The sequence below is a fragment of the Kitasatospora sp. MAA19 genome (genome assembly GCF_029894125.1).
Classification (GTDB): domain Bacteria; phylum Actinomycetota; class Actinomycetes; order Streptomycetales; family Streptomycetaceae; genus Kitasatospora.
Genome location: NZ_JARXYZ010000018.1, coordinates 50,471 through 74,611, shown reverse-complemented (window position 1 = coordinate 74,611; position 24,141 = coordinate 50,471). Strand labels below are relative to the sequence as shown.

The 24,141-nt window shown below is 70.9% G+C and carries 25 protein-coding genes and 1 pseudogene; 7 read left to right on the top strand and 19 right to left on the bottom strand.

What is annotated here, in order from left to right; translation table 11 throughout:
* Positions 1-390 precede the first annotated feature (390 nt).
* Genes P3T27_RS25335 through P3T27_RS25320 form a run of 4 tightly spaced genes read right to left on the bottom strand, consistent with a single transcriptional unit; the run spans position 391 to position 4,178 of the window.
* The gene (locus tag P3T27_RS25335) at positions 391-1,386 is read right to left on the bottom strand and encodes a metal ABC transporter permease (protein WP_280682331.1); all 996 of its coding nucleotides are present in this window, start codon (positions 1,384-1,386) and stop codon (positions 391-393) included.
* Positions 1,383-2,297 carry a metal ABC transporter permease gene (locus P3T27_RS25330; RefSeq protein ID WP_280682328.1) on the bottom strand — a complete coding sequence of 305 codons (915 nt, stop codon included), beginning with the start codon at positions 2,295-2,297 and terminating at the stop codon, positions 1,383-1,385. The genes P3T27_RS25335 and P3T27_RS25330 overlap by 4 nt, the downstream gene beginning before the upstream one ends.
* Complete coding sequence (locus P3T27_RS25325) at positions 2,281-3,207, bottom strand: metal ABC transporter ATP-binding protein (RefSeq protein WP_280682326.1); 927 nt, start codon at positions 3,205-3,207, stop codon at positions 2,281-2,283. Before P3T27_RS25325 ends, P3T27_RS25330 begins: the two co-directional genes overlap by 17 nt.
* Positions 3,204-4,178 carry a zinc ABC transporter substrate-binding protein gene (locus tag P3T27_RS25320; RefSeq protein WP_280682321.1) on the bottom strand — a complete coding sequence of 325 codons (975 nt, stop codon included), beginning with the start codon at positions 4,176-4,178 and terminating at the stop codon, positions 3,204-3,206. The genes P3T27_RS25325 and P3T27_RS25320 overlap by 4 nt, the downstream gene beginning before the upstream one ends.
* 396 nt (positions 4,179-4,574) lie before the next feature.
* Between P3T27_RS25320 and P3T27_RS25315 the strand changes: the two are divergent.
* Positions 4,575-6,233 (top strand): annotated as a pseudogene (locus P3T27_RS25315) (TIGR03943 family protein).
* Here P3T27_RS25315 and rpmF read toward each other — a convergent pair.
* From rpmF to rpmB, 6 genes are all read right to left on the bottom strand, one after another.
* Positions 6,151-6,321, bottom strand: a complete 171-nt coding sequence (gene rpmF / locus P3T27_RS25310; RefSeq protein ID WP_280682319.1) for a 50S ribosomal protein L32 — start codon at positions 6,319-6,321, stop codon at positions 6,151-6,153. The pseudogene P3T27_RS25315 and the gene rpmF overlap by 83 nt on opposite strands.
* Positions 6,322-6,350: 29 nt before the next feature.
* Positions 6,351-7,625: a GTP-binding protein gene (locus P3T27_RS25305; protein ID WP_280682314.1), complete on the bottom strand. Its 1,275-nt coding sequence runs from the start codon at positions 7,623-7,625 to the stop codon at positions 6,351-6,353.
* Positions 7,622-7,876 carry a 30S ribosomal protein S18 gene (rpsR, locus tag P3T27_RS25300; protein ID WP_280682312.1) on the bottom strand — a complete coding sequence of 85 codons (255 nt, stop codon included), beginning with the start codon at positions 7,874-7,876 and terminating at the stop codon, positions 7,622-7,624. The genes P3T27_RS25305 and rpsR overlap by 4 nt, the downstream gene beginning before the upstream one ends.
* A gap of 39 nt (positions 7,877-7,915) precedes the next feature.
* On the bottom strand, positions 7,916-9,103 hold the full coding sequence (locus P3T27_RS25295; RefSeq protein ID WP_280682310.1) for a GTP-binding protein: 1,188 nt from the start codon (positions 9,101-9,103) through the stop codon (positions 7,916-7,918).
* Positions 9,104-9,230: 127 nt separating this feature from the next.
* Complete coding sequence (gene rpsN, locus P3T27_RS25290) at positions 9,231-9,536, bottom strand: 30S ribosomal protein S14 (RefSeq protein WP_280682308.1); 306 nt, start codon at positions 9,534-9,536, stop codon at positions 9,231-9,233.
* Entirely contained in the window at positions 9,536-9,772 is a 237-nt protein-coding gene (rpmB, locus tag P3T27_RS25285; protein WP_280682306.1) for a 50S ribosomal protein L28, read from the bottom strand. The genes rpsN and rpmB overlap by 1 nt, the downstream gene beginning before the upstream one ends.
* Before the next feature lie 145 nt (positions 9,773-9,917).
* On the opposite strand from rpmB, the gene rpmG reads away from it, so the two are divergent.
* The 4 genes from rpmG (at position 9,918) to P3T27_RS25265 (ending at position 11,595) form a co-directional block, all read left to right on the top strand.
* A complete protein-coding gene (gene rpmG / locus P3T27_RS25280; RefSeq protein WP_280682304.1) occupies positions 9,918-10,082 on the top strand; it encodes a 50S ribosomal protein L33 in 165 nt (54 codons plus the stop codon).
* A gap of 30 nt (positions 10,083-10,112) precedes the next feature.
* On the top strand, positions 10,113-10,382 hold the full coding sequence (locus P3T27_RS25275) for a type B 50S ribosomal protein L31 (RefSeq protein WP_280682302.1): 270 nt from the start codon (positions 10,113-10,115) through the stop codon (positions 10,380-10,382).
* A gap of 41 nt (positions 10,383-10,423) precedes the next feature.
* Complete coding sequence (locus P3T27_RS25270; RefSeq protein ID WP_348534130.1) at positions 10,424-10,867, top strand: cation transporter; 444 nt, start codon at positions 10,424-10,426, stop codon at positions 10,865-10,867.
* Positions 10,868-11,376: 509 nt separating this feature from the next.
* Complete coding sequence (locus P3T27_RS25265; protein WP_280682300.1) at positions 11,377-11,595, top strand: hypothetical protein; 219 nt, start codon at positions 11,377-11,379, stop codon at positions 11,593-11,595.
* A gap of 298 nt (positions 11,596-11,893) precedes the next feature.
* Here P3T27_RS25265 and P3T27_RS25260 read toward each other — a convergent pair whose 3' ends face one another.
* From P3T27_RS25260 to P3T27_RS25230, 7 genes are all read right to left on the bottom strand, one after another.
* The gene (locus tag P3T27_RS25260) at positions 11,894-12,652 is read right to left on the bottom strand and encodes a YcnI family protein (protein ID WP_280682298.1); all 759 of its coding nucleotides are present in this window, start codon (positions 12,650-12,652) and stop codon (positions 11,894-11,896) included.
* Between the two features lie 172 nt (positions 12,653-12,824).
* On the bottom strand, positions 12,825-13,538 hold the full coding sequence (locus P3T27_RS25255; protein ID WP_280682296.1) for a hypothetical protein: 714 nt from the start codon (positions 13,536-13,538) through the stop codon (positions 12,825-12,827).
* Positions 13,539-13,647: 109 nt separating this feature from the next.
* Positions 13,648-14,493 carry a hypothetical protein gene (locus tag P3T27_RS25250; protein ID WP_280682483.1) on the bottom strand — a complete coding sequence of 282 codons (846 nt, stop codon included), beginning with the start codon at positions 14,491-14,493 and terminating at the stop codon, positions 13,648-13,650.
* On the bottom strand, positions 14,456-14,938 hold the full coding sequence (locus P3T27_RS25245; RefSeq protein WP_280682294.1) for a transposase: 483 nt from the start codon (positions 14,936-14,938) through the stop codon (positions 14,456-14,458). Before P3T27_RS25245 ends, P3T27_RS25250 begins: the two co-directional genes overlap by 38 nt.
* 620 nt (positions 14,939-15,558) lie before the next feature.
* Positions 15,559-15,849 carry a hypothetical protein gene (locus P3T27_RS25240; RefSeq protein ID WP_280682292.1) on the bottom strand — a complete coding sequence of 97 codons (291 nt, stop codon included), beginning with the start codon at positions 15,847-15,849 and terminating at the stop codon, positions 15,559-15,561.
* An 889-nt stretch (positions 15,850-16,738) separates the two neighbouring features.
* Positions 16,739-18,328: an endonuclease NucS domain-containing protein gene (locus P3T27_RS25235; RefSeq protein WP_280682290.1), complete on the bottom strand. Its 1,590-nt coding sequence runs from the start codon at positions 18,326-18,328 to the stop codon at positions 16,739-16,741.
* A gap of 115 nt (positions 18,329-18,443) precedes the next feature.
* The gene (locus tag P3T27_RS25230) at positions 18,444-18,770 is read right to left on the bottom strand and encodes a tyrosine-type recombinase/integrase (protein ID WP_280682288.1); all 327 of its coding nucleotides are present in this window, start codon (positions 18,768-18,770) and stop codon (positions 18,444-18,446) included.
* Positions 18,771-18,948: 178 nt separating this feature from the next.
* Between P3T27_RS25230 and P3T27_RS25225 the strand changes: the two genes are divergently transcribed.
* Positions 18,949-19,611, top strand: a complete 663-nt coding sequence (locus P3T27_RS25225) for a hypothetical protein (RefSeq protein ID WP_280682286.1) — start codon at positions 18,949-18,951, stop codon at positions 19,609-19,611.
* Positions 19,612-20,192: 581 nt separating this feature from the next.
* On the opposite strand, the gene P3T27_RS25220 is transcribed toward P3T27_RS25225, so the two are convergent.
* Both P3T27_RS25220 and P3T27_RS25215 read right to left on the bottom strand, forming a co-directional pair.
* Positions 20,193-21,449 carry a HAMP domain-containing sensor histidine kinase gene (locus P3T27_RS25220; RefSeq protein WP_280682284.1) on the bottom strand — a complete coding sequence of 419 codons (1,257 nt, stop codon included), beginning with the start codon at positions 21,447-21,449 and terminating at the stop codon, positions 20,193-20,195.
* Complete coding sequence (locus tag P3T27_RS25215; protein WP_280682282.1) at positions 21,446-22,132, bottom strand: response regulator transcription factor; 687 nt, start codon at positions 22,130-22,132, stop codon at positions 21,446-21,448. The genes P3T27_RS25220 and P3T27_RS25215 overlap by 4 nt, the downstream gene beginning before the upstream one ends.
* Before the next feature lie 325 nt (positions 22,133-22,457).
* Between P3T27_RS25215 and P3T27_RS25210 the strand changes: the two genes are divergently transcribed.
* Entirely contained in the window at positions 22,458-24,089 is a 1,632-nt protein-coding gene (locus P3T27_RS25210; protein WP_280682280.1) for an alpha/beta hydrolase, read from the top strand.
* Positions 24,090-24,141: the final 52 nt, after the last annotated feature.

Below are 24,141 nucleotides of genomic sequence, written 5' to 3'. Positions count from 1 at the left end.
CCCCACCGTCTCGTTCCTCTCCCAGGAGGGAAATCCTCGACTACGGCTCTTTGGCCCGCACCCGAGGGGGCGCTGGCCAGAGCGTCTTCCCGGGTCACGGTGGCGCCGTCTGGGGCGGTGGCACGCTCACCGTGATCCGTGCCGACGGCAACCGGCAGGTGTCCGTCGCGGTGAATCTACGGAGGTGGAACACGCTCGACTCCGCCGGTAAGCCGCAATTCCCGTCCTCTCGATGGCGCCCTTGCGTCCGTACCGCGTGGCGATGTACGGCTGACGGACCGAGTCGGAAATCGGTGGAGTCGGCCCCACCCCGACCGGGAGCGGTCGACAGCCCCGCTGACTGTGCAGCGCGGCGACAGCCATCTGAAACACCTCGCAGAGGCAATGGGTTCAGTTGACCGGCAGTTCGTCGTTCTCCTGTCGGGAGGCTGTGCCGAGCAATGTACGTGCGACGTCTTCCAGCGATCCGAGCAGCGGGTTGGGGTCGTCAGCGCGCGTGACGAGCACGACCTCGCAAGGATCGATGTCGATGACGGGCACCAGGGCGATGTCCTCGCGCACAGCAGACCGGTGAGCGCCCGGGCGGACGAGAAAGGTGGCGGCGTAGACGGCGCTCGCGGTGGCCATGATGGCGAAGCTCGGGGGCAGTTCGGGCGCCTCGGCGCTGAGCAGCAGGCCGCCCCACATCTCCGCGACGGCGAGGGCGGCGGACAGCGCGAGGGCGCGGAACGGCCGGTCGGTGAGCCGGATCGCCGCCCCCGCCGGGGCCGCGAGCAGGCCGAGCAGCAGCAGCGAGCCGACCGCCTGGGTCGCCTCTCCGGCGCAGGCGCCGACCAGGGCCAGGAAGGCGAAGCCGAGCACCCGGGTCGGGACGCCGCGTGCGGCGGCCACGGCCTCGTCCAGGGTGGCGAACAGCAGCGGTCGGGCGATCAGCAGCACCGCGACGCAGATTCCGGCCGCGATCAGCACCGCGAGCGTGGTCTGGCCGCTGCTCAGCCCGAAGATGGAGCCGAAGAGCACGCTGGTGCCCGCGCCGCCCCGGGCGGCGCTGCGGGAGGTGGTGTAGATGGTGAGGAAGAATGCGCCGAGCCCGAGGATCCAGGCGAAGACGCTGCCGATGACCACGTCGTCCGGCCGTCCCCGGCAGCCGAGTCCACCGAGCAGCAGGCCGACGCCGATGGTCGCCGCGAACAGGCCGAGCCGCAGGTCGTACCCGCCGGCCAGGGCCGCCATCGCCCCGGTGAAGGCGACGTGGCTGAGCGCGTCACCCGTGAAGATCTGCGCGCGCAGCACCAGGAAGTAGCCGACAAGACCGGACGCCAGCGCGATGAACGTCCCGGCCAGCAGGGCGTGCTGGAAGAACGGCTGGGACAGGACGGCGGTCATGCCGCACCTCCGATCGGAACAGGTACCCGCGCCCGGTCGAGCAACTCCCGTCCCAGGCGCAGCAGGTGGGCCAGGACGTAGCCGGTGAAGGCGAAGGCGGTCACGAAGAAGCCGAGCGGGTAGGGCTGGTAGTAGGCCGCGATCAGGCCGGCCCAGCAGGCGGCCAGACCGAGCAGGACCGACAGCGCCAGACTCAGGGCGGGCCGGGCGGTGAGCTGTTGGGCTGTGGCAGCCGGTATCACCATCAGCGCGAACACCAGCAGCGTGCCGGTGATCTGGCTCGCCTCGGCGGTCGCCGCCCCCAGCAGCACCAGGAACAGCGTGGACAGCAGCCGCACCGGGACCCCGCGCCCGGCTGCCACCTGCGGGTCCACGGAGGCGAACAGCAGGGGCCGTCCGATCACCGCCAGGACGGCGAGCACCGCCGCGCCGACGATCGCCAGGATCACCACCTGGCCGGTGGTGATGCCCAGGAAGTCACCGAACAGCAGCGCCGTCGGCCCCTCCAGCAGGCCCTTGTACAGGCTGATGAACAAGTAGCCGCAGGCCAGCGCGAACGCCTGAACCGTCCCCGTGACGGCCGACTCCTCCGCGCCGCTCTCCCGGCCCTTGCGCCCGAGCCCCGCGATGACCAGCGCGGCGGCCACGCAGAAGCCGAAGTACCCCAGTGAGAGGCTGAACCCGGCCAGGGTGGCCAGGGAGGCGCCGGGGAAGGCGGCCACCGACAGGGTGTGCCCGGCGAAGGTCTGCCGGCGCAGCACCATGAACCAGCCCACGACCGCGCAGACCACCGCCACGACCAGCCCGGCCCGGAAGGCGTTCACCATGGACAGGTAGGACCACATGTCCTGGAAGTCGTTCAGCAGGTTCCAGGAGAAAACCGGCGACGCGGCGTCAGAGGCCAGCTGCATGGCCGCCTCCCGTCCCGTGGTCGGCGTGCCGGTCGCTGTGCAGCGCGGGAGCCTCGGGCTGGCCGACCACGACCAGCCGACCGCCGCTGGTGCGCAGCACCTCGACGGGCGTGCGGTACAGGCGGGTCAGCGTCTCGGAGGTGATCACCTCGGCCGGTGTCCCGGCAAGGGCGCCGCCCTCGGCGATGTAGACCACCCGGTCGAGGTGGTGGAGTATCGGGTTCACGTCGTGGGCGACCATCACCACCGACACTCCCTCCTGGTGACAGATCCGGCCCAGCAGCGCGGTGATCGCGCTCTGGTTGGGCAGGTCGAGACTGTCCAGGGGCTCGTCCAGCAACAGGACCTGCGGACGCCGTATCAGCGCTTGGGCGATCAACAGGCGCTGCTGCTCACCACCCGAGCACTGGCCGATCGGCCGGTGCGCGTACCCGGACGCGCCCACCAACTCGACCACCTCCGCGACCCGTTCACGGGCCGCCCGCCGCTTCGCGCGGCCCAGGCCCGGGACGGGGATCCCCCACCGATCCCCGTCCAGACCCAGCCGCACCACATCGACCCCGCGGATGCGCACACTCGCGTCGAAGCTGCGCCGCTGCGGCAGATACCCCACGGCCCCGTTGTGCGCGCCCGGCGCCCCGCCGAGCACCCGCACCTCCCCGGCCGCCGCCGGCAGGACCCCGAGCAGCACCTTCACCAGGGTCGACTTACCGACCCCGTTGGGGCCGAGGACAGCGGTGAACTCCCCTGCCCCAACGGTCAGATCAACACCCGACCACAGGGTCCGCCCGCCCACCCGCACGGCCGCCCCGCGCAGCGACAGCACCGGCCCTGCGACCGGTGACGACTCGGGGACCGGGGCCACGTGGCCCGCGTCCGATCGGACCTTCTCGGTCGGGTGGATGCTCACTTGCCCGTCGCCGCCTTCAGCGCGTCCGCGATGCCCTGCAGCTGCTGGGTCTGCCAGTCCTGGAAGGTGGCGTTCGCGGGGACGAGGGTCTCGGTCACGGTCGCGACCGGGATGCCCTGCTTCTCGGCCGCGTCGACCTGCGCGGCCACGTCAGGGGTGGAGTTCTGGGAGTTGTAGACGTAGACCTTGATCTGCTTGCCGCTGATCTGCTGGTCGATGGTCGCCTTGTCGGCCGCGCTCGGGTCGGTGCCCTCGCTCATCGCGTCCAGGAAGGTCTCCGGGGTGAGCATCTTCAGCCCCAGGCTCTCGGAGAGCGGCGTGACGATCGACTCGGAGGCGCCGATCGGGGTGCCCGCGTACTTCGCCTTGATGTCGGCTTCCAGCTGGTTGTACTGGGCCAGCGTCTTCGTGGTGAACGTCGTCTTCTGCTGGTCGAAGTAGGCCGCGTCGGCCGGGTCTATCTTCTTGTAGTCGGCGGTGATCTGGTCGATCACCTTGTTCACACTCTCCGCCGAGTACCACTGGTGCGGATTGTCGCCCTCCTTCTTGCCCAGCAGGTCGCCAACCTTGAGCGCGGTGCGGCTGCTCGCCGGGTTGGCGGCCAGCAGCTTGTCCGACCAGGCGTCGTAGCCGATCCCGTTGGTGACCACGTAGTCGGCGCCCGCCACGGTACGGCCGTCGGCAGCGGTGGGCTCGTAGGAGTGCGGGTCGGTGTCCGGGTTGGTGATGATGCTGGTCACCTTGACGTGGTCACCGCCGAGCTGGGTGGCGATGCTGCCCCAGAAGTTCTCCGCCGCCACTACCTGGATGACCTTGCTGCTCCCGCCGCCCGCCGAGGTGTCCGAGCTGCTGGTCTTCGCGGTCGAGGAGGTGGAGCAGGCGCTGGTGGCCGCGAGCGCGGCGACGGCGGCCGCGCTCAGGACGAGCCGGACGGAGGGTCTGCGGACGGGGCGGGGCTGGACGGCGCGCATGGCGTGGGTACTCCTCAACAACCTGCGGACCCCGCGAAGGGCCCGGCTCTGCTGGACAGGAGAAACGCTAGTCGGAAATGATTTTCAACATCAAGACCGATCGGCGTTGAGATGAAAATCATTACCGAACTTTGACTCCGTACGCGGCCAGACAAAGAGCGAGCCATGCCACCAGCCACCTCCGGTACGCTTCCGCCCCACCCCCGCCGAGCAGCAACTGGCCCCCGGAGCCCGAGAGCCGTGACCGAAGAGACCACCACCGCCGAGCGGCCGGCCGCCGCCTCACCCGGGTACGACCATGAACCCGAACGGACAGGCCCTGGCCGATGGCTGGGCCTGCTGGCGCGCATCGTGGTCGGCCTGGTCGTGGCCGGCTTCTGCCTCCCGATCATCGGCATGGCGGCACTCGTGGTGGTGCCCGACCTCCTCGACCGCCTCGACGCCCCCGCCTTCCAGGCCTGGCGCACCGTGCTGGTCGCCGTGGCACTCCAGGGGATGCCGTTCCTGCTGCTCGGAACGGTGGTGTCGGCTGCGATCGGCGCCTTCGTCCCGGCCCGGGTCCTCTCCCGGCTGCTGCCGGGCAACCCCGCGCTCGCCGTGCCGGTCGCGGGCGTGGCGGGGGCGATCCTGCCGGGATGCGAGTGTGCCTCCGTACCGGTCGCCGCCAGTCTGATGCGGCGCGGCGTGGCGCCCGCGGCAGCACTGGCATTCCTGCTGTCGGCACCCGCCGTCAACCCGGTCGTGCTGGTCGCGACCTCGATCGCCTTCCCGGGCCGGCCGGAGATGGTGCTCGCGCGGCTGCTCGCCTCCCTCGCCACGTCGATGATGATGGGCTGACTGTGGATCCGGGCGGGCCGCCCCGAGTGGCTGCGACTGCCACCCGCCACCGCGGACCACGAAGGAGGCGGCAACCGTGTGGACGCCTTCCGGCACGGACTGCAGCACGACTTCCTGCACGCCGGCGGGTTCCTGGTCCTCGGCGCGGCGGCCGCGGCGACCTTCAACGTCGCGATGCCGCCCTCGGTCCTCCACGCGTTCGCGGGCTCCCCGTGGCTGTCGGTGGCACTGCTCGGCGGACTGGCGGTGATCCTCTCGATCTGCTCCGAGGCGGACGCGTTCGTGGCGGCCTCGCTCGCCGGGTTCTCCTCCACCGCCCGGCTCGCCTTCATGGTGGTCGGGCCGATGGTCGACCTCAAGCTGATCGCCCGGTACGTCAAGGAAGGGCTCCGGCCGTTCCTCGTCATCTGCGGCGCCGTCCTCGTCCTGCTGGGCGTGGCCGACGCCCTCCTCCGTCTGCGCGGCACCGCCGCCGAGGCCGACACCGGACACCCAGGACACGACAAGGACGACGACCACGGCCACCCCCACGACCACGGACACGGACACGCGCACGCCGGCTCGGGCCTGAGGACCGCCTGGCTGCTGACGGTACCCGCAGTGCTGCTGCTCGTCGCGGCCCCTCCGGCGCTCGGCTCCTACACCGTCGCCCGCGACGGGTCCGGCGCGATCGCCAGGCGGGCCGACTTCCCCCCGCTTCCCCCGCAGGGCACCCTCGCCCTCTCGCTGACCGACTTCACCACCCGCGCCGTCTGGGACGACAAGGAGTCCCTCAAGGGCCGCACCGTCCGGCTCGAAGGATTCGTCACGCCCAAGCCCGGCGGAATGTGGCAGCTCAGCCGGGTCATCGTCAGTTGCTGTGCCGCCGACGCCCGGGTGGTGGACGTGGAGATCCACGGCGTCGGCACCCCACAGGCGAACACCTGGGTCACGGTGACCGGCGTGTGGCGGCCCGCCGCCGGAACACGGGTGCCCGCGCTCGACGCCACCGGCCTGACGGTCATCCCCCAGCCGAAGAACCCCTACCGGGATGCCCCACCGGATCCGGACACCCGGACGAGGAGCCGGACCGAGCCCACGTGCGGCCGGCCCGCCGCGCCTTCCACGGGGCAGGCCGACAACCGCCCAGCGGGCTTCAGGACTCGAATGTCAGCAGACCGCGCTCGTAGGCGCGGACCAGGTTGCGCGGTACCAGGTGCTCGCGGCCGTCGACGGTGATCGGTACCAGCTGGGGCGTGGTCGCCTTCCACTGGGCTCGGCGGTGGCGGGTGTTGCTGCGGGACATCTTCCGCTTGGGTACGGCCATGAGGGCTTCCTCCTGTGTTGTGGTGGTGGCTAGTTGAGGTGCTGGTGGTCGTGATCGTCCTGGAGGGCGTACTCGTCCCACTCCGAGAACGGGTCCTCGAAGGCCGTCCAGGCGCGCGGTCCGGCCGCGTGCTCGGCGTCGTCCAGGAGACAGTGGGTGAGCGCGGCGCGCAGTTCGTCCTTGCGGAGCCCGGTGCCGATGAAGACGAGTTCCTGGCCGCTGTGCGCCTGTTCGTCGGTCAGTCCGGTCAGCGTGGTGAGGCCGGTCCGGCCGGTCGCGGCTGAGCGCATGCCGGAGGGTTCGAAGCGGGCGACGGAGCCTGCCTGGGACCACAGACCGGTGACGGCCAGCCGGGAGGCGAGCCAGAAGAAGCCCTTGGAGCGCAGTACCGTGCCGAACTCGCCCGTGTCGAGGCGCTCGCTCACCAGCTCCCAGAGCCGGCCGGGGTGGAAGGGGCGTTCGGCGCGGAAGACCAGGCTGGTGATGCCGTACTCCTCGGTCTCCGGCACGTGGTCGCCGTTGAGTTCGGCAACCCAGCCGGGGGCCTCCTGGGCCTTGGCGAGGTCGAAGAGGCCGGTGCCGAGGAGTTCGGCGGGCGGGACGCGGCCGCCGGTCGCGCGCACGATACGGGCGGCGGGGTTGAGGCGGCTGAGCGCGGCGGCGAGGCGGTCGGTTTCGTCGAGGGCGACCAGGTCGGTCTTGTTGAGGACGAGGACGTCGGCGAACTCCACCTGGTCCATCAGCAGGTCGCTGACGGTGCGTTCGTCGTCCTCGTACTGGTCCAGGCCGCGTGCGGTCAGTTCGTCGCCGCCGCGCAGTTCGGGCAGGAAGCCCGCGGCGTCGACGACGGTGACCATGGTGTCCAGGCGGGCGACGTCGCCGAGGGTGGCGCCGTCGTCGCGGGAGAAGGCGAAGGTGGCCGCGACCGGCATCGGCTCGGAGATGCCGCTGGACTCGATCAGCAGGTAGTCGAAGCGTCCGGCCCGGGCCAGACAGTCGACCTCCTCCAGCAGGTCGTCGCGCAGGGTGCAGCAGATGCAGCCGTTGGTCATCTCGACGAGGCGCTCCTCGGTCCTGGAGAGGGCCCCTCCGCCCTCCCGAACCAGCGCGGCGTCGATGTTGATCTCGCTCATGTCGTTGACGATGACCGCGACCCGCAGGCCCTCCCGGTTGTTCAGGAGGTGGTTGAGCAGGGTGGTCTTGCCCGCACCGAGGAACCCGGACAGAACGGTGACGGGGAGCCTGACGTCGGTCGGGATCTCGGTGGGGACCTCGGCCGGGTCTGACAGCAGCTGCTCGGTCATCGTGCGGCCTGCTGCGAGCCGGAGCCGTACGGGAGCAGCGCCATCTCGCGGGCGTTCTTGATGGCCCTGGCCATCGCTCGCTGCTGCTGAACGGTGAGGCGGGTGACGCGGCGGCTGCGGATCTTTCCGCGGTCGGAGATGAACTTCCGCAGCAGATTGGTGTCCTTGTAGTCGATGTAGGTGATGCGGGCCTCGTGCAGCGGGTTGGGGCGAGGCCTGCGGTCCTTGCGGGCGGCAGCGATCTTGGCCACGGCGGGTTCTCTCCTTCAGGTCAGTGCAGGTCGGAAGGTTCAGGCGACCGGGTCGAGCAGGTCCTCGAAGGCGTCCGGCATGGCTTTCCAACCGGGCTCTCCGGCCGCGAGTTCGGCATCGGTGAGCAGGCAGGAGTCGAGCAGTCCGGTGATCCCGTCCACGTCCAACCCCTCAGCGGTGAAGCTCAGTTGCTGGATCCGGTCGCCGTGGACGGAGTCCCAGTCGAGGGCGGCGGCGGCCCGGCGCGCGGGCGGGTAGAGCTCCCACACCGCATCCGGCAGCGAGACCAGCCACGGCCCGCATTCCTCCACCGCGAGGTTGGCCCCGGCCGCGTCCCAGGCGAGCATCAGGTCAGGGCGGTTGGCGAGCCAGAACCTGCCCCGGCTGCGCTGCGCGGCCGGGACGAGCTGCTCCAGCGCCTCGTGCAACCGGGCCGGATGCAGCGGCCGGCGCCGCTCCCACACCAGCGTGGCCACCCCGGCTTCGTCGGCCTCCTGCGGCAGCAGGGCCAGCGCCGGGTTGACCCGGTCACGCGCGGCTGCCACGTCGAAGCCCGCGAGCGCCGCGCGGACGAGTGCGCCGGTGCCCAGCCGTACGGCGCGGGCGGTCGGGTGGAGCTGGCGCAGCATCGCGATGCCGGCGTGCAACTCGGGCGTCCCGCCGGCCTGGTCGGCGTGGGAGACGGCCAACACGTCGGCGTACTCGATCTGGTGGGCGAGCGCCTCGGCGACCGTGCGGTCGTCGTCGGCGCAGGTGTGCAGGTGGTGCTCGGAGAGTTCGTCCGAGACCGAGAGTTCCGGGACGGCCCTGAGCGGGTCCACGGCGGTGACCACGCCGACGACCTCCACCACCTCGTGCATGCAGCAGTCGCCGACCTCACCGCCCGCGATGACCTCGACCAGCGGGTTCGGGTCGCTGCCGCCCCACAGCTCCACCACCGCAAGGCGGTGGCGTCCGGCTTCGGCGATCCGCAGCAGTTCGGGCAGCAGGTCCTCGCGCAGCGCGCAGCACGGGCAGTCGTTGGTGAGCGGAAGGTCCGCCCCGCCGAGTGGACCGGACGTGTCCCAGACTCCCCGGTACACGCGGCCCTCGCCCGCACGGGTGAGGTCGTGGTGCAGGACCACGGCGCCCTCGTGGTCGGCGAGGAGCTCCAGGACGGCCTGGCGGCGCTCGGCCTCGTGGAGCCCTCCGACCACCACCACTGGCAGCAGGCTGGGTTGGGACACCGGTTCTTCCTTCCTGAGGACACCGCACCGGCGTGAGCCGGCGGAACAGTTTGGGGGTCACGCCCCGGGCCACGCGGCCCGGGAGAGATCGCGCGGCACGGGACGCGACCGGCTTGTGGGTGGGGTGTTACCAGCTGGCCTTGCGGACTCCGGGGAGGAATCCGGCGTGTGCCTGCTCGCGCAGACCGATCCGGGAGAGGCCGAAGGCGCGGAGGTAGCCGCGGGGGCGGCCGTCGACCGCGTCGCGGTTGCGGACCCGGGTGGCGCTGGCGTCGCGCGGCTGGCGCTGCAGCTCGGCCTGGGCGGCGAGGCGGTCCTCGGGCGAGGTCGCCGGGGCGGCGATCAGGCGCTTGAGCTCGGCGCGGCGCTCGGCATGGCGGGCGACGATCACGCGGCGCTGCTCGTTCTTGGCGATCTTGCTGCGCTTGGCCATCAGACCTTCTCCCCACGGGCGCGCAGCCGGGTGACGGCCTTCTCAATGCCGAGCTTGTCGACGGTCTTGATGCCCTTGGCGCTGAGCGTCAGCCGGACGAACCGGTTCTCGCTCGGCAGCCAGTAGCGCTTGGCCTGGATGTTGGGGCCGAAGCGGCGGCTGGTACGGCGGTGCGAATGGGAGATGGCGTTGCCGAACCCGGGCTTTCGGCCGGTGAGCTGACAGTGGGCGGACATGGCGACTCCGTGTCGGTCAGGACGGCGGCGGACGGGAATGCCGAACCCGCCGCGAACGTTGGCCCGACACTAACAGTAGATGAAAACGAAAACCATTACGCTAGGGTGAGACCCGCCTCGTCACGACACGCCCGAAAGGACACCGATGGCCCGCAACGAACTGCGCCCGATCATCAAGCTCCGCTCCACCGCAGGAACCGGCTACACCTACGTCACCCGCAAGAACCGCCGCAACGACCCCGACCGGCTGGTCCTGCGCAAGTACGACCCCGTCGCCGGCACGCACGTGCCGTTCCGCGAAGAACGCTGACCCCTCCCCACAACCCCTCCGGAGATCACCATGAAGTCCGGCATCCACCCCGAGTACCGCCCCGTCGTCTTCCGCGACAAGGCCGGCGGCCTCGCCTTCCTCACCCGCTCCACCGCCACCAGCAACCACACCGTCGGCTGGGAGGACGGCAACACCTACCCCGTCATCGACGTCGAGATCTCCTCCGCCAGCCACCCCTTCTACACCGGCACCGCCCGCGTCCTGGACACCGCCGGCCGAGTCGAGCGCTTCCAGCGCCGCTACGGACTCGCCGGCACCAGGCCCGGCACGGCGAGCTGACCTCGCACCAACTCAATCGGCACATCCGGGAGGAGTGAGAGATGACCGCGCAGGGCAGGCCGCGCCAGCTGCCCGTCACCGTGCTCGGCGGCCTCGTCACCGTCGACGCCGCCCGCACCATGGCCGGCACCGGGGAAGCAGAACGCTCGATCCCCGGCATCGCGCTGGCCGCCATGTCCCTGCTCGTGATGCCCGTTCTGTCAGCCGCCCAGCGCAAGGCCGGGCGGGAACTGGGCTCGGCCTCGGCGGTCGCGGACTCCAAGCAGACTCTGCTGTGCACCTACCTGTCCGCGGTGCTGCTGGCCGGACTGCTCGCCAACGCCGCCCTGGGCTGGTCCTGGGCCGACCCCCTCAGCGCCCTGGTCATCGCCGCCGTGGCGGTCAAGGAAGGCCGCGACACCTGGCAGGGAAAGGGCTGCTGCGCGACCCCAACCGACGCCACCGACACTTGCAGATGCACCCCCGGATGCGCCTGCTGCGCATGAGCCCGGCCACGCAAAGCAACCGGAACGGTGACCATGCGGATCCACGTGGCCGCCGGCAGGGACTCGTGACCGGCCGCCGCTGGGGAATTCCGGCCGCCTGACCGCTATCAACCCTCACCGGTCGCCATCATTCCGGGCATCCCCGGCATGCTCGAGGGCCTGCGGGACAGGTACGCCGCGCGGACGCGTCAGGTGCGAAGGTCGGTCGCATCCCGGCCGACGGCTTCCTCTGCCGGCATGGCCCTCACGGTCTCGGCGGGATCCCAGGGTTGGTCCTCGGCCTCGGGACGATCCCAGCCGTCGGTTTCAGGCATCGGGTCAGTGCGATCGCCTCGTCGGCGCATGCGTCCGACGCCACCCGGTTCGCGGGCGGATCACCAACGAGAGGCACCGACGGCTCACCACCCCACAGGTCCTGCGGCGCCCGGGAGTTGGTTTGGACACTCCGCTTGCGGGCATCGCCGGGGTGGAGAAGTACGCCCACGCCAGAGGCGACCGAGGTGGCACAGATGCACGGCACCAGTACGGACCCGATCGCGACCTTCTGCGGAAACTGCAACTGCGGCTGCCCGCAGCTGTTTGTGGACCCAGCCGCTCCGGCGGAGAAGCGTGTGCGGATCACCGACGACTTCGGGCAGCAGGTGCAGATGAGCGAGGAGCAGTTCCGCGACCTCGTCGCCCAGGCCAAGAGCGGTGCTCTGGACGCCCTGGCCGCCCCGGCTGCCTGACAGCCCTCCGTTCACGGCGACCCGAGTCCGGGGCACGGCACAGGCCGCCGCAGCCAGGCCGTCGATCACCGGCCTCACCAAGCACCATGTCGCGGCGCGGACTCGCCATCGTGCTACCGCCCGGCGGCATCACCGCAGTCGTGGCGTCGCGAGCCGAACACGGCCGCAGGCCAAGCCCGTTCCGACCGAACGTAGCATCAGCTGCCCGGTTCCGGGCCGATGGCAGGAGACGGCCCACGTGCCATGGCCGGGTGGGGCCGGTGCGAGACGCATGCACATCCCGCACCGGCCCTGGCCGCTACGCCGACGTGCCGGTGCTGCCGGTACCCCGGCGGCGGCCGAGCACCAGGCCCGCGACGGCGCCGAGGACGCCGACGACGATGCCCGCGATACCGAGGCCGCGGGCGGTGGAGTCGCTGTCGCCGTTCTTCGCCGTCGCGGTGCTCTGCTCGGCCGGGCCGGCCTTCGCGCTCGGCGCGGCAGCGGGGGCGTCGCCGCTGGTGGCGGCGGTGGCGGCGGTGGCGGCGGTCAGCTTGAGCACAGGGGCCGGGTGCTCGGGCTCCTTCTGGCCGTCCTGGGGCTCCTCGATCCAGCGCACGGTGTTCCCGTCGCTGTACGTCTGGAGGGCCTTGAAGACGACCTTGTCCGTACCGTCGGGCAGCGCACCGAGGTCGACGGTGAAGTCCTGGTAGTGGCCGGGGGCGATCTGTCCGCCCGTCCAGACGATCTGCGAGACCACGTCGGTGATGTCGCCGTCGTCGGTGTGGATCGGGGTGGCGAGCTTGGTGGTCTGCACCTGGTCGGTCCAGCCCGGCACCGCGGCGACCATGGCGGAGGGGATCGGGTGGTCGGCGGGGAAGTCGACCTCGACCTTCACCGTGCTGGCCTTGTCGTTCTCGTTCGGCACCCGGAACGCGAAGGTCTGGTCGGTCGCGTTCTTCGGCACGCTGGACGGCTGCACGGTGACGTGCGCGGACGCCGGTCCGGCGACCAGCAGCACGGCGGCGGTGCCCAGGGCGCTGGCGGCGGCGAAGCGGTTCTTGAAGGACGGTCTCATGGCTGTGTGTTCTCCGTGTGGGAGCGTGCACGCACGCGCACGGCCGGGCCGAAAGGGCCTGCTCGCGGGCAGGAGCCATCGTCCGCCGACGGTGACGGCGTGTGTGCCGAGGTGATCAGGGGCGCGAAGCTGCCGCCCGGCCGGAGGGCGCCGAATGCGCTCGATCGTCGGGTCAGGCAGTGCGTACCGCCGGTGGACCTCTCCTGATCACGCAGTGCCGCAGCAGGACCGGCACCGGGAGCCGCCACCGGCCACCCGCTCCCACGAACCACGCGCAGAGCAGGCGCCGCCCGTCTCCTATGCCGCCGGACAGTGCGCCGCCGAGCCGTGCGACGGCCGCACGCAGCTTCGCGGCACATGCCTGCGCCACGGCCGAGACCGCCTCGGCGGCAGTACGGACCAACCGCCACACGGCCGCCTCGCCCCGCCGCAACCACCATGCCGCCACCAGCGTGGCGGCGAGGTGCCCGATGAACATCGCGGGACTCAGCCCGAGCAGCCAGGCATGGCACCACAACGCGACGTGCGGCGCGGCCACCGCGGAGGCGTGGGAACCGCCGACGAGCGGCGCGGCGAGCTGCGCAGCCGCCGCCCGGGAGTGAGCACCGCCGACCATCCCCATGCCGGGCATACCCGGCATGTCCATCATCTCGGCCATGCCCGCCGCCTTCGGCATCGCCGGGACCCGCGACGGTGTCTGCGCGGCATGGAAGAGGAGGTGCAGGCCCAGCTGGCCGACGGCCAGCCCACCGGTGATCGCGGCCAGCGACCGCTCCCGCCGCGCCCCGAGGACCGCCCCGCCCAGGGCCAGGACCCAGCCCAGGAACACCATCCCGGTCGACACCGCGGCACCGGAAGCCAGCACGTGGCCGGCCGCGGCCAGCACGACGCAGAGCGTCGCGAACGGCACGGCCCGCAGGAGGCGGAATCCGGTCGAGGCGGGAGGTGCCGGGGCGGGCGACGCCCCGGGGACGAAGGCAGACATGGCGGGCACATCATGCCATCCGCGCCCGCGCGCCGTGCAGGGAACCGCAGGATCCCCCGGCGAGCGCCCTGCCAACCGCCGTCGCTTCCGTGCCAGCCACAGCAGCACCGTCCTCCGGGCCCTGCCCGCCGCGGCAGCCGCGTCCCGTGCCGGGAACCGGCCAAAGGTCATCGCCGTCCAGAACACCGAACTGCACCGCCTCTACGACGAACACCGCATCAGCGACACCACCCGCCGCCGCCTGCAGCACGACCTCGACCGCGAGGAAGCCGCCCTCGGCACCCGCTGATCCTCCAGGTGCTCGGTCCCTGCCCCGGGTCAGGCCGCCTTCACCGGCCGGCTGGACGACTCCAGCGCGGCACCGGCCTGGTCCCGCGAGCGTCACCGCCACCACCAGCGCCTGCCGACCGGGCCTGCTCCCGGGCACGGCATCGAGCATGAACCGGCCGACGTACCGGCCGCCGGCGAACGCCCTCAGCTCCAACTCGTCGTCCGGCATCCCCAGCGCGTTAGTCGCCCGCTGCCTGCGCCCGACGACGATGGAGGCGTCCTGTTCCAGGCGCGGCGGGTGCCCCAGCAGCGAGCCGTGCTCGAAGCGGCAGCCGCGCAGACCGAGCAGGCCGACCAGCTCGGCGCGCACGTGGTCCACCACCGCAGGCGCCGGCCTGGAGCGCGCCACGACCGCCGCCTCGCGGATCCGGGCGAGGTACCCGGCGTCAGTCACGGCGACGACCTCCAACCGCCGGACGCGCGCCGCCAGCTGGGAGACCGCGAGCCCGACCGCCAGCAGCAGCACCGCGGTGGTGATGTCGGAGGAATTACTGACCTCCCGGGCTGCCGGGCCGGTCGTGGCCAAGGTCGGCCAGGACCGCGTGGACGCGGTTGCGCATGAGCGTCCGCAACCGCACCAGCTGGAAGCGGTGGCGGAGCAGGGCCCGCTGCTGGCGTACCTCCAGCGGGGCGATCCACGCCTCCGGCAGGAGGTCGGCCCGCAGCAGCCGGCCCAGGATCGCGGCGTCGACCTTGTCGTTCTTCAGCCTGGCCGAGGCGATCGCCTTGCACCGCAGCGGGTGGACCAGGTGCGGCTGGTATCCGTAGTCCTCCAGGAGTTCGACCAGCCAGCCCCAGCCGTAGGTGGCCTCGAACGCGACCGGGGTGCCGATCGGCAGGTCCCCGATGACCCCGAGCACCGTCTCCACGCCGTCGGGGACGTTGCGGTTGACCCGCACCGCACCGTCCTCGTCGATCACGGCGATCTGGGACCTCTTGCGGTGCACGTCGATACCGACGTAGACAGACATTGAGGGCCTCCTTTCCGAGCCCGTGTACATACCCAGACGATAGGCACCGCCCGGATGAGCAGGGAAGGGGGGCCCGGCCCTCATATGGTCAGGTCAGAGGCCGTTTTCTCGTTCGCGAGGAAGCGGCCTTCGGCGTGTTCTGGGGCCTGCCTCTCACATTCGTCTCACGGTTTTCACGGTTCGACGGCGGGGCTGGGGACCGCTCGGTGCTGCGCGCTGGTGACTGTATGCGCTCATTATCCCGCATGTCCGATTTGCTGATCACTGCAATCGGCTAGATGGTTGCTCGCTGTGATCGGCGATTCCGGCTAGAGGGTTCGCACTTGACGCATCTGCTGTCGATCAAGTGCGCGCCCGCAGGTTCCCGTAGCCCCAAGTGGCAGCTGGGCTGGGCAGCGATGAGGTAGCTGTGCTGCCTTCGTTTGAAGGTGGGGCAGCGCTCCTGGCGTGGCGTCAGGTGCCCGTGGTGACGCCGTCCAGAGCGCACGATCACCATGCCGAACGGATCGCGACCGGGAGATGGTCGGACCGTAGCAGTGCGCCATAAGACATTCCATGCCCACCGTCGGCCCCAGCTCCACGGAGCTGGGCTGGGAGCCGACGGCGGCGGGAAGTCGGGTTCAGTCGGGCTCCGGTGGCCACGTGAAGCCGAGGGTCTCTGCGGCCTCGCGGCTGCCGCCGGCGAGGCGCGCGTAGGTGGCAGGGCTCGCCACGGCGAGCTGTCTGAGGGCCGCGTTCGCTTGTTCCTCTGGTGGGGTTCCGTTGTCCGGGATGCTCCAGATGAACTGCACCCAGGGGCTGCTGTCTGAGTCGAAGCTCGGCCGCTCCGGAAATGTGAAGCTCAGCTCGACCCGGTCGCGTTGGGCATAGTGCGTGCCGATCCATCCCTGCTGGCAGCTCTGCCGGATCAACCGCCCTGGCTGATGGCGCAGTTGTTGCCTGATCAGCCCGGCGAGCGTGCGGGCTGGCCATTCCCAGCTGTGGTCGTTCTTCGCGCGGGTGATCTCAGCGTCGTACTGGGCGGCGTCGAAGCGGAGGCCGGGCAGTTCATACAGGGGTGGTTCGGACTTCGGGGCCGGTGCTCGGCGCCAGTCGTGCCAGAGCGCGGTGTCGCCGTCGCGGATGATGGTGACATGCAGCGCGCCGCAGCAGCCCTCGGTGCACCAGGCTTCGGCGAGTTGTACTTCCCTCTGCTCCTCGGCTCCTCGGTCGCCTGGAGCTGGCCTGTGCCGAGCAGCTGTTCCGGGCTGTGTGCCACGCCGCAGTCGAAGGCTTCGGCGATCACCGGCATGCCGTCCACGAGGACGCGGGTCTCCACGCCGCCGCGGCTTACGGGATCCAGGACGCATACGTGCACCGCGAGCCGGCCGTTCTCGCCGGAGGGCTGGCTTCCGCCGGTCAGTACCTCTGGAGGGCCGCCGCGTAGGCGTTGGTGTCACGGTCGCCCAGGGCGTCCGCGAGGGCGAGCGCGGCCTGGCCGGGCGTCGCGTGGGCGCGCAGCTCCCTGCACGAGCAGCGAGATCGCGATCGGCGGCATCAGCCTCCCAGTGGTGGTCGAGCGCGTTGATGGCCCGGACGAGATCGTCCCACTGTTCGGGGTAGTCGGCGGGATGCGCAGACCGTGCCCATCGAGCAGGGAGCCGGCGCTCTCGCGGGCCTGGGCGAAGGCGTCGATCGCGGCGAGCTATTCGTGCTGTTCGACCAGGCGCGCCAGTTGGGTGTGAGGATCGGCGGTCAGCCAGGTCATACCTGCGGCGTTCCAGCGGAAGGTGGCGGCGACGACATCGCGGTGGGCGCGCATCAGCGCCTCACGTCTATGCAGTCGCGGTACTCAATGCGGAGTGTGTTGACCTCGTAGCGGTACGTCGTCAGGAACTCTCGAAGGGTCACGAGTTTCCCGTTGTGGGTGTTGAGCTGCCAGGTCAGGAAGAACTCCGGGTCATTGGACGAGTAGCGGGTCGCCTGCCCGTCCTCGACCAGCCAGAGTCCGCGCTCATCTTCTGAGGTTGGAGGCTGAGTGTGGTCGCTGGTGATCTCAAGGAACATGTAGCGCAGGCCGAGACGGCGAACCAGGTCCAGGTCACTCACCCAGGTGGTGCCGCTGTATCGAGTTGTCATCCAGTTGACCGGATCGCGGTACACCTCGTGGGCGTAGTGGTGGAAGCCTGGTGCGCCACCGGCGCTGTTCGCACACAGCATGCCCTCGGCGACGGAGCGGCTGCCGTCAGGGAAGCGGGCGACGGCTTTGATACGTGGCTGCCACCGGGCCAGATCGTCCGGCCATCCGTAGATGATGGTCTGAATGAGGTCACACGGGTTATGGATCCACAAGACGACGTCAATGTCGCCTGGCTGCTGAGCAACTCGCTCCAGCCACGCTCGGACGAGCATCTCCCAATCGGGGTTGCCGCCGAGGCTGGTCATGGCCTGGTCCACAAAGGAGCGCCAGCGGCTGGTGATCCGGGGATTAGCGGAGCCTATGAACTTGAAGTGCCCGTCCCCGCGATCGTGACCGACCAGCATCAGCAGCCAGTCGCGTTCCTCATACGCCCCGTTGTCCAGAGCGAACGCTCCAGTGCCCCGATACCCGGTGATGTCCCAATTGGGATCGCCCAGGAGAGTGCCCAGCACCCCCGGGTAAGCCGACTCGACTCCCACGCAGCGAACGCGAGCGTTGATTTCGCACAGTGCCTCATATTCGGCTGGGTGCTCCGCGGCGTACCCGTCCGCCTCCGGGGAGTCCGACAACGCGTTCCCCCACTCCACGGTGCCGACGCCCAGGTACAGGCCGTAGTGCGCGATGACGGTGTTCTTGGCGCTGACGCGATCAAAGTCGGCAGCAAGTAGGTTGGGCGCGCCGATCTCGGAAGCGATCTGCCGGATGTGCCTCCATCCTCGGTCGCGGTCTTGGGGGGTCGCGTAGAGGTACATGCCATGCACCGGCGTGACGTACTGTTCCGGCGACGAGGGAAGCAGCGCGACGCGCTCTGCGCTCAGTGTCCGGTCGTCATGTACCTGGAGTTCGTAGCCGCGAAGGTCATGGTTCCAGTCCCGGGCCATGTTGCTGACCGGCACGAGCAGTTCGCGCCAGTCGGTCGACACGATAAGGGTACGGATGCGGTCAGGCGCGACCTGCTTGTCACGCTGGAGCAGCTCAGCGTACTTCGCGACCTCGTGCAACGCCTCACGCGACGTGGACGTCGCACGCTTCAACTCGATGATTACCCACAGGCCGTGTCGATCGCGAGCGAGGATGTCAATCCAACCCCTCGCACGGAGCGGCGCGTCGCTCAGCGCAAACTCGCAGCGGACCAGGGTCAGTCCTGGTTCGAGAACGTCCAGCTGTTCCGCCAAGAGGTCCCGGAGCTGATGTTCGGGTAACGCGGTCATGAGCGAAGACAGTAGCGGTGCGGGCTGACAAGGAGCCCAAGGCAGCGGGAACTCGCCCCCGCCGACGCTGCTTGCCATCCTGGCCGGGGCGGCGACCGCCCTCTGGTTGCGAACTCTAGTGGTGTGAGCGCGGGCTTGGGAGCTCGATGGGGTCGGCTGAGGTGAGGGCGTGGTCGATGGTGTCGACGGCGTCGCGGGCGGCCTGGGTGGTGAGGTGGCCGTAGATGTTCGCGGTGGTGGACAGGGCGGCGTGCCGCAGGGTCTTGGAGACGACGGTGAGGGGGACGCCGGCGGTGATGGAGATGGTGGTCGCGAGGTGGCGAAGGTCGTGGACGGTGGTGCGCGGGAGGCCGAACTCGCGGCAGAGGTAGTGGACGTGGTTGAGGACGTAGGCGGGGGTGAAGGGGGCGTCCGTCGGGGTGGTGGAAGACGAAACCGCCATCGTCCGCACGGAATTGTGAGGGGCTCTTGTCCTCGGCGCGGTGGTGCGGCGCGATGGCGACGCGAGGGGATATGGCGACCCAGGCGTTGCTGGAGCGGGTCTTCGGTGAGGTGATGATCAGGCGGTTGTCGTCGATGACGGAGAGCGTGTAGCGGATGTAGAGGACGCGTTCGGGTAGGTGGACGTCGTTCCAGTGCAGGCCGAGGGCTTCGCCTTTGCGGATGCCGGTACCGATGAGGACCTCGATGAGGTCGGCGAAGGCACGGTCTGTGGCGTGGCCGCAGTCGAGGAAGCGGATCGCATCCGGCGCGGTCCAGATGGGGCGCTCGGCCGCCGCGGGCCTCGGGATGACTGTGGGGCGGGCCGGGTTGCAGGGGAGCCGGCGGTGGCGGACGGCGTCGCCGAGGGCGCTGGAGAGCGTGGCGAGGCGGCGGTGGACGGTGACCTGGCCGCGTCCGGCGGCGAGTTGGGTGTGGGTGAAGGCGGAGGCTGCTGCGCTTCCTGCGGATCACCGTCCGCACGGTGCTGGCGCTTGCCAGCCGGCGCCCCCGACATCGCCCACGGCAAGGGCGCACCCGGCCGGGCTCAGCTGTACATCGACGGCGGCCTGGTCGGCGAGACCGACATGCCGGTCACCACCCCGATCGCCTTCAACCCCGGCGGCATGGCCTGCGGCGCCAACTCCGGTTTTGCGAACTCCCGTCAACGACGGCAGCTTGGGCGGCGGTGCGGGTGCATCAGCCCGGCCCGAGTCGGTCACAGCGCAGCCCCCTGGTCGTGGACGACCCGCACCTGCCGACCGGGCGGCCGTGCCGCAGTCGATCGCCCTACCGGCTGCTGAGCTCGGCAACGGGCCGTCCGGCCGCGGGCCAGGGCGCGGACTCGCAGGTGCAGGCCATGATGGCCACTTACGACCGCGACCAGGCACTGCGCTGGTACGACGGCCTTGTGGACGTCGGCGTCGAGGGCATCGTCGCCAGGGACGTGAGAGCCGGTACACCCCAACGACGTCGTCGTGCACCCCCGTGGGCCTCTCGGAGGCCAGGGGATCGGGTTCTGGGTGCGCGGTAGCGCTCCGTGGAGATGGCATGTACGCTGCGTGTCGCTGGTTGGACAGCATGAGGGCCCGGTTGCTGCTCCGTGGGGGAGTCGCGTCCAGGCCCGGCCGCCGGCCAGGGGTCCGGTTGCGCTCGTGGGGGAGTCCCAGCCGGACCCGCCAGCGGCGGTATCGGCGGTATGCCCGGACTGACAGGGCTCCAGTCGTGACAACTGTCCAACAGGGCAGCGGTTCCAGTCGCGTTCGTCCATCGACCGCCCCGTGCGGCAGGCTGCCGCTGCGGCCCGGCTTCTCGAGCGGCGCGGCACACTCATGTCGATGGGGCGGCGCACCGATCGTGGGCGCGCGCATCGCCGGGGGTTGGCCTACTTCGTCCGGGGCGGGAGGCGGAGGGTGAAGCGGGCGCCGCCGCGCGGGCTGGTGCCGACGTCGAGGGTGCCGCTGTGGGCGTGGGCGACCCAGGAGGCGATGGACAGCCCGAGGCCGGTGGAGCCGGAGCCGCTGTGGAAGCGCTGGAAGAGGGAGTCGGCGAGAGCCGGGGGGATGCCGGGTCCGGCGTCGTCGATGGTCACCGTTCCGTCGGCGGCCACGGTGACGTCGACTTCTGCGGGCAGGCCCGGGGCATGGCCGTGGAGGAGCGCGTTGCCGAGCAGGTTGGCCACCGCCCGCCGGAGCAGGTCGGGATCGGCGACCACGACGACCGGTTCGGTGTGGACGCTCACGTGGTGCTCGCCGGTTTCGATGTCGTCGACGACCACCTCGACGAGCTGGTCCAGGCGTAGCGGCTGGCTGGCCAGGGTGCCGACACCGGCCATCAGCCGGGCCCGGGTGAGCAGGCCGTCGATCAGGTCGCCCATCCGGGACGCCAGGCGCACGGTCCGTTCGAGCGCGGCGGTGCGGTGCTCGTCGTCGCGCAGCGCAGTCTCCGCGAGGCCGCGTAGCGATGCGGTGGGAGTGCGCAGGTCGTGGGCGGCGTCGGCGAGGAACTCCTCCTGTTGCTGCAGCGCTGTCAGCGCCGGCCGGATCGCCCGCCCGGAGAGCAGGTGCCCGGCCACGGCGGACAGGGCGACCAGGACCGCACAGCCGGCCACCAGGAGCAGAGCCAGTTTGCGGTGCGCGGCCCGGTCGCCGGTGGTGTCGTCGGCTGCGACCACTGCGCCGGCCGTCGACTGGCCATTGGCTCCCGCGTAGGGCTCGGCGAGTAGCCGGATCCGGTGGCCGTTGTCGCTGCGTGCGTCGGCCACGACGGTCGATCCCTCTCGCATTGCTTCCGCGGCCACCGCTTCCAGGTCCTCGGTGTGGGCTCGGACGCAGGGCTTGCGCGGGGTGTAGGCAACGGTGGGCTGGTCGGCCGTACCGGTCACCACGGTCACCGGCGGGCAGTCGGTCTCCATCCCGTCCTGCAGGTACCGCGCTTCGAGCCGGCCGTCGTCGTCGAAGCTCAGGAGCAGGATCGCCTGGCGGGTCTGCAGGGTGAGCGCGTCGTCGAGCCGGTCGCTCCAGGAGTTGTCGTCGGTGTGGATGGCGAACGCCGCCAGGCCGATCAGTCCGATCGCGCTGGTGAGAGAGAACAGTGCGGTGAGTCGCCAGCGCAGCCGCCGGATCCGGGCCGCGGCCGTCATCCTCGGCCGCCGTCGCCGCTGCCGGGCGGCGCCAGTCGGTAGCCCACGCCGCGGACCGTGTGGATCAGCGGCGGGTCGCCGAGCTTGCGGCGCAGCTGGGAGACCAGCACCTCGACGACGTTGGAGTTCGGCTCGGTCATCTCGTCCCAGCATTTCTCGATCAGGTCGGCGCGGGGTACGGCCTGGTCCGCCCGGGCCGCGAGCAACTCCAATACGGCGAACTCCTTGCGGGTCAGCATCAGCAGCACGCCGTCCCGGTGCACCTGGCGGCGGGCGGTGTCGATCTCCAGGTCGGCGAACCGCTGCACCGGGGGCCGGACGGTGGCCGCCCGTCGGCACAGGCTGTGCACCCGGGCCGCCAGCTCGGGCACCGCGAACGGCTTGACCAGGTAGTCGTCGCCGCCGACGGCGAACCCCTCGACCCGGTCGGCGACCGTGTCCCGAGCGGTGAGGAACAGCACCGGGACGGTCCGCCCGGCTCGGCGCAGCTCGCGCACGTACTCGACGGCGTCCCCGGAGGGCAGCATCCGGTCGAACACCGCGCAGTCGTATTCGGTGACGAACAGCGCCTCGTCGGCGGCCGGAAGATCGGCCACCTCGTCGACGGCCAGCCCCTCGCTGCGCAGTGCTGCGGACACGGCAAACCGCAGGTCATCGTCGTCTTCGGCCACCAGTACTCGCACGGCGGTCAGGATAGCCCGATGTGCGGCCCGGGCCGCCCTCATCAAATCCTCAGCTTCGCTCGGCAATGATCTGCGAGGTCACAGCGGAGCGAACCGGCAGGAGCCGAGCAGCGCGGCCGTTCGCCCGGGAGACACGTGGGCGGACCGGCACGCGGCGCCGTGAGACACCCCCGGGCGCGATCCCCCACGCGCCCGGGGACCACCACCGGCCCGCCGGATGGAGCCCTCGGCCCAGCCGCCCCGGGCCGCCGAGGTGGTGCCAGTGCCGCTGACCACTGCGGGCGCCGTGCGCAACAACCCTGCCAAGTCCCTCTGGAGTACCCCCATGAATTACCCGACGAGCAAGCGCGCCGGCCTGATCCTGGCCCTGGCCGCACTCGGCGTCACGGCACTTGCCGGATGCATCCCGGCGACCGGGGACACGGCTGCGGAGGGCGCCGACACGGCGCCGACCGGCTCCGCGCAGCAGAGCGCTTTGCAGACCTTCTACCGGCAGAAGCCGACCTGGACCACATGCGGCGAGCTCCAGTGCGCCACGTTGACCGTCCCGGTGGACTACGCGCACCCGGAGACCGGCCAGACCTTCACCCTGCCGCTGGCCAGGTCCGTCACGGCGGACCCCGCCCAGCGCATGGGCTCCCTGGTCTTCAACCCCGGCGGACCGGGCGAATCCGGGGTCGAGCAACTGAAGTCCGGCGGCCTCTCCTCCTTCGGCGAACGGGCGCGCGCCCGCTTCGACATCGTCGGCTTCGACCCGCGGGGCGTGGCCGGCAGCAAGCCGGCCATCGACTGCGGCTCCTCCGACTCCGCCGACCAGGACCAGCCCGAATCCGACGCCGCCTCGACGAGTGCGTATCCGAAGACCGGTGCCGAACGCAGCGCCGCGCTCGCGGACGCCGAGAAGCAGGTCGCCTCCTGCAAGGCCCGCAGCGGAGCCATCCTGCCGCACGTCGGGACACTGGACGCGGCCCGCGACATGGACGTGCTGCGCGCGGCCCTCGGCGACGAGAAGCTCAGCTACCTCGGCTGGTCCTACGGCACCTACCTCGGCACCGTCTACGGCGAACTGTTCCCGCACCGGGTCCGCGCGCTCGTCCTCGACGGCGCCGTCGACCCCTCACTCGACTGGTCCGAGGCCGCCCTCCAGCAGGGCAAAGCCTTCCGGAAGTCGGTGGACGACTACGCTCAGAAGTGCGTCACCGTGGTCCACGACGCCTGCCCCGCCACCACCCCGGACGGCATCCACAAGGTGATCACCGACCTGCACCGGCGGACGGCCAAGCACCCGCTGCGTATCAAGGGCACCACCGAGCGGCTCGACCAAAACATGCTGCTCACCGCCCTCACCAAGTCGATGTACTCACCCGAGTCCCAGTGGCAGGACCTGTCCGAGGCGCTGCGCGCCGCGCGGGGCGGCGACGGGACGAAACTCGCCGAGATCGCCAGCCCCGGTATATCCGGCAAATCCGCCACGCACGTCCGGTCCGCCCAGGGCGACAGCTCCGACACCGGATCCGACCCGAACACCGCCCCGGAGCAGGCCCCCGACAACTCCTCCGTCGCCATCACCGCCGTCAACTGCCTCGACCAGCCACACCCGAGGGACCCGCAGCCCTACTGGGACCTGCTGGAGCGCGCCAACCAGGAGGCCGGAGTCTTCGGTACCTCCGCCGTGCTCGCCGAACTCACCTGCAAGGACTGGCCCGCCGGGCGGCAGCAGCCGCACCGTGTGAACGCCGAAGGCCTGCCCCCGGCCCTGGTCGTCGGCACCACCGGCGACCCGGCCACGCCCTACCAGTGGTCGCAGGGCCTCGCCGCCCAACTGCCCGGCGGCATGCTGCTCACCTTCAAGGGGCCCGGCCACACCGCCTACGGCCGCGGCAACGCCTGCGTCACGAATGCCGTGGACGCCTACCTCATCGACCTCAAGCCGGTTCCGAGCGGGACGACCTGCTGAACGGCCGCGACTCCCGTCGCGCCGCCCCCGCTCACCGCTCGCACCACTGGAG

Coding starts and splice junctions, on each gene's coding strand:
- P3T27_RS25335 (WP_280682331.1), bottom strand. CDS start 1,386: ATGACCGCCGTCCTGTCCCAGCCGTTCTTCCAGCACGCCCTGCTGGCC.
- P3T27_RS25330 (WP_280682328.1), bottom strand. CDS start 2,297: ATGCAGCTGGCCTCTGACGCCGCGTCGCCGGTTTTCTCCTGGAACCTG.
- P3T27_RS25320 (WP_280682321.1), bottom strand. CDS start 4,178: ATGCGCGCCGTCCAGCCCCGCCCCGTCCGCAGACCCTCCGTCCGGCTC.
- rpmF (WP_280682319.1), bottom strand. CDS start 6,321: ATGGCCGTACCCAAGCGGAAGATGTCCCGCAGCAACACCCGCCACCGC.
- P3T27_RS25305 (WP_280682314.1), bottom strand. CDS start 7,625: ATGACCGAGCAGCTGCTGTCAGACCCGGCCGAGGTCCCCACCGAGATC.
- rpsN (WP_280682308.1), bottom strand. CDS start 9,536: ATGGCCAAGCGCAGCAAGATCGCCAAGAACGAGCAGCGCCGCGTGATC.
- rpmB (WP_280682306.1), bottom strand. CDS start 9,772: ATGTCCGCCCACTGTCAGCTCACCGGCCGAAAGCCCGGGTTCGGCAAC.
- rpmG (WP_280682304.1), top strand. CDS start 9,918: ATGGCCCGCAACGAACTGCGCCCGATCATCAAGCTCCGCTCCACCGCA.
- P3T27_RS25275 (WP_280682302.1), top strand. CDS start 10,113: ATGAAGTCCGGCATCCACCCCGAGTACCGCCCCGTCGTCTTCCGCGAC.
- P3T27_RS25270 (WP_348534130.1), top strand. CDS start 10,424: ATGACCGCGCAGGGCAGGCCGCGCCAGCTGCCCGTCACCGTGCTCGGC.
- P3T27_RS25265 (WP_280682300.1), top strand. CDS start 11,377: ATGCACGGCACCAGTACGGACCCGATCGCGACCTTCTGCGGAAACTGC.
- P3T27_RS25260 (WP_280682298.1), bottom strand. CDS start 12,652: ATGAGACCGTCCTTCAAGAACCGCTTCGCCGCCGCCAGCGCCCTGGGC.
- P3T27_RS25245 (WP_280682294.1), bottom strand. CDS start 14,938: ATGTCTGTCTACGTCGGTATCGACGTGCACCGCAAGAGGTCCCAGATC.
- P3T27_RS25235 (WP_280682290.1), bottom strand. CDS start 18,328: ATGACCGCGTTACCCGAACATCAGCTCCGGGACCTCTTGGCGGAACAG.
- P3T27_RS25230 (WP_280682288.1), bottom strand. CDS start 18,770: ATGGCGGTTTCGTCTTCCACCACCCCGACGGACGCCCCCTTCACCCCC.
- P3T27_RS25220 (WP_280682284.1), bottom strand. CDS start 21,449: ATGACGGCCGCGGCCCGGATCCGGCGGCTGCGCTGGCGACTCACCGCA.
- P3T27_RS25210 (WP_280682280.1), top strand. CDS start 22,458: ATGAATTACCCGACGAGCAAGCGCGCCGGCCTGATCCTGGCCCTGGCC.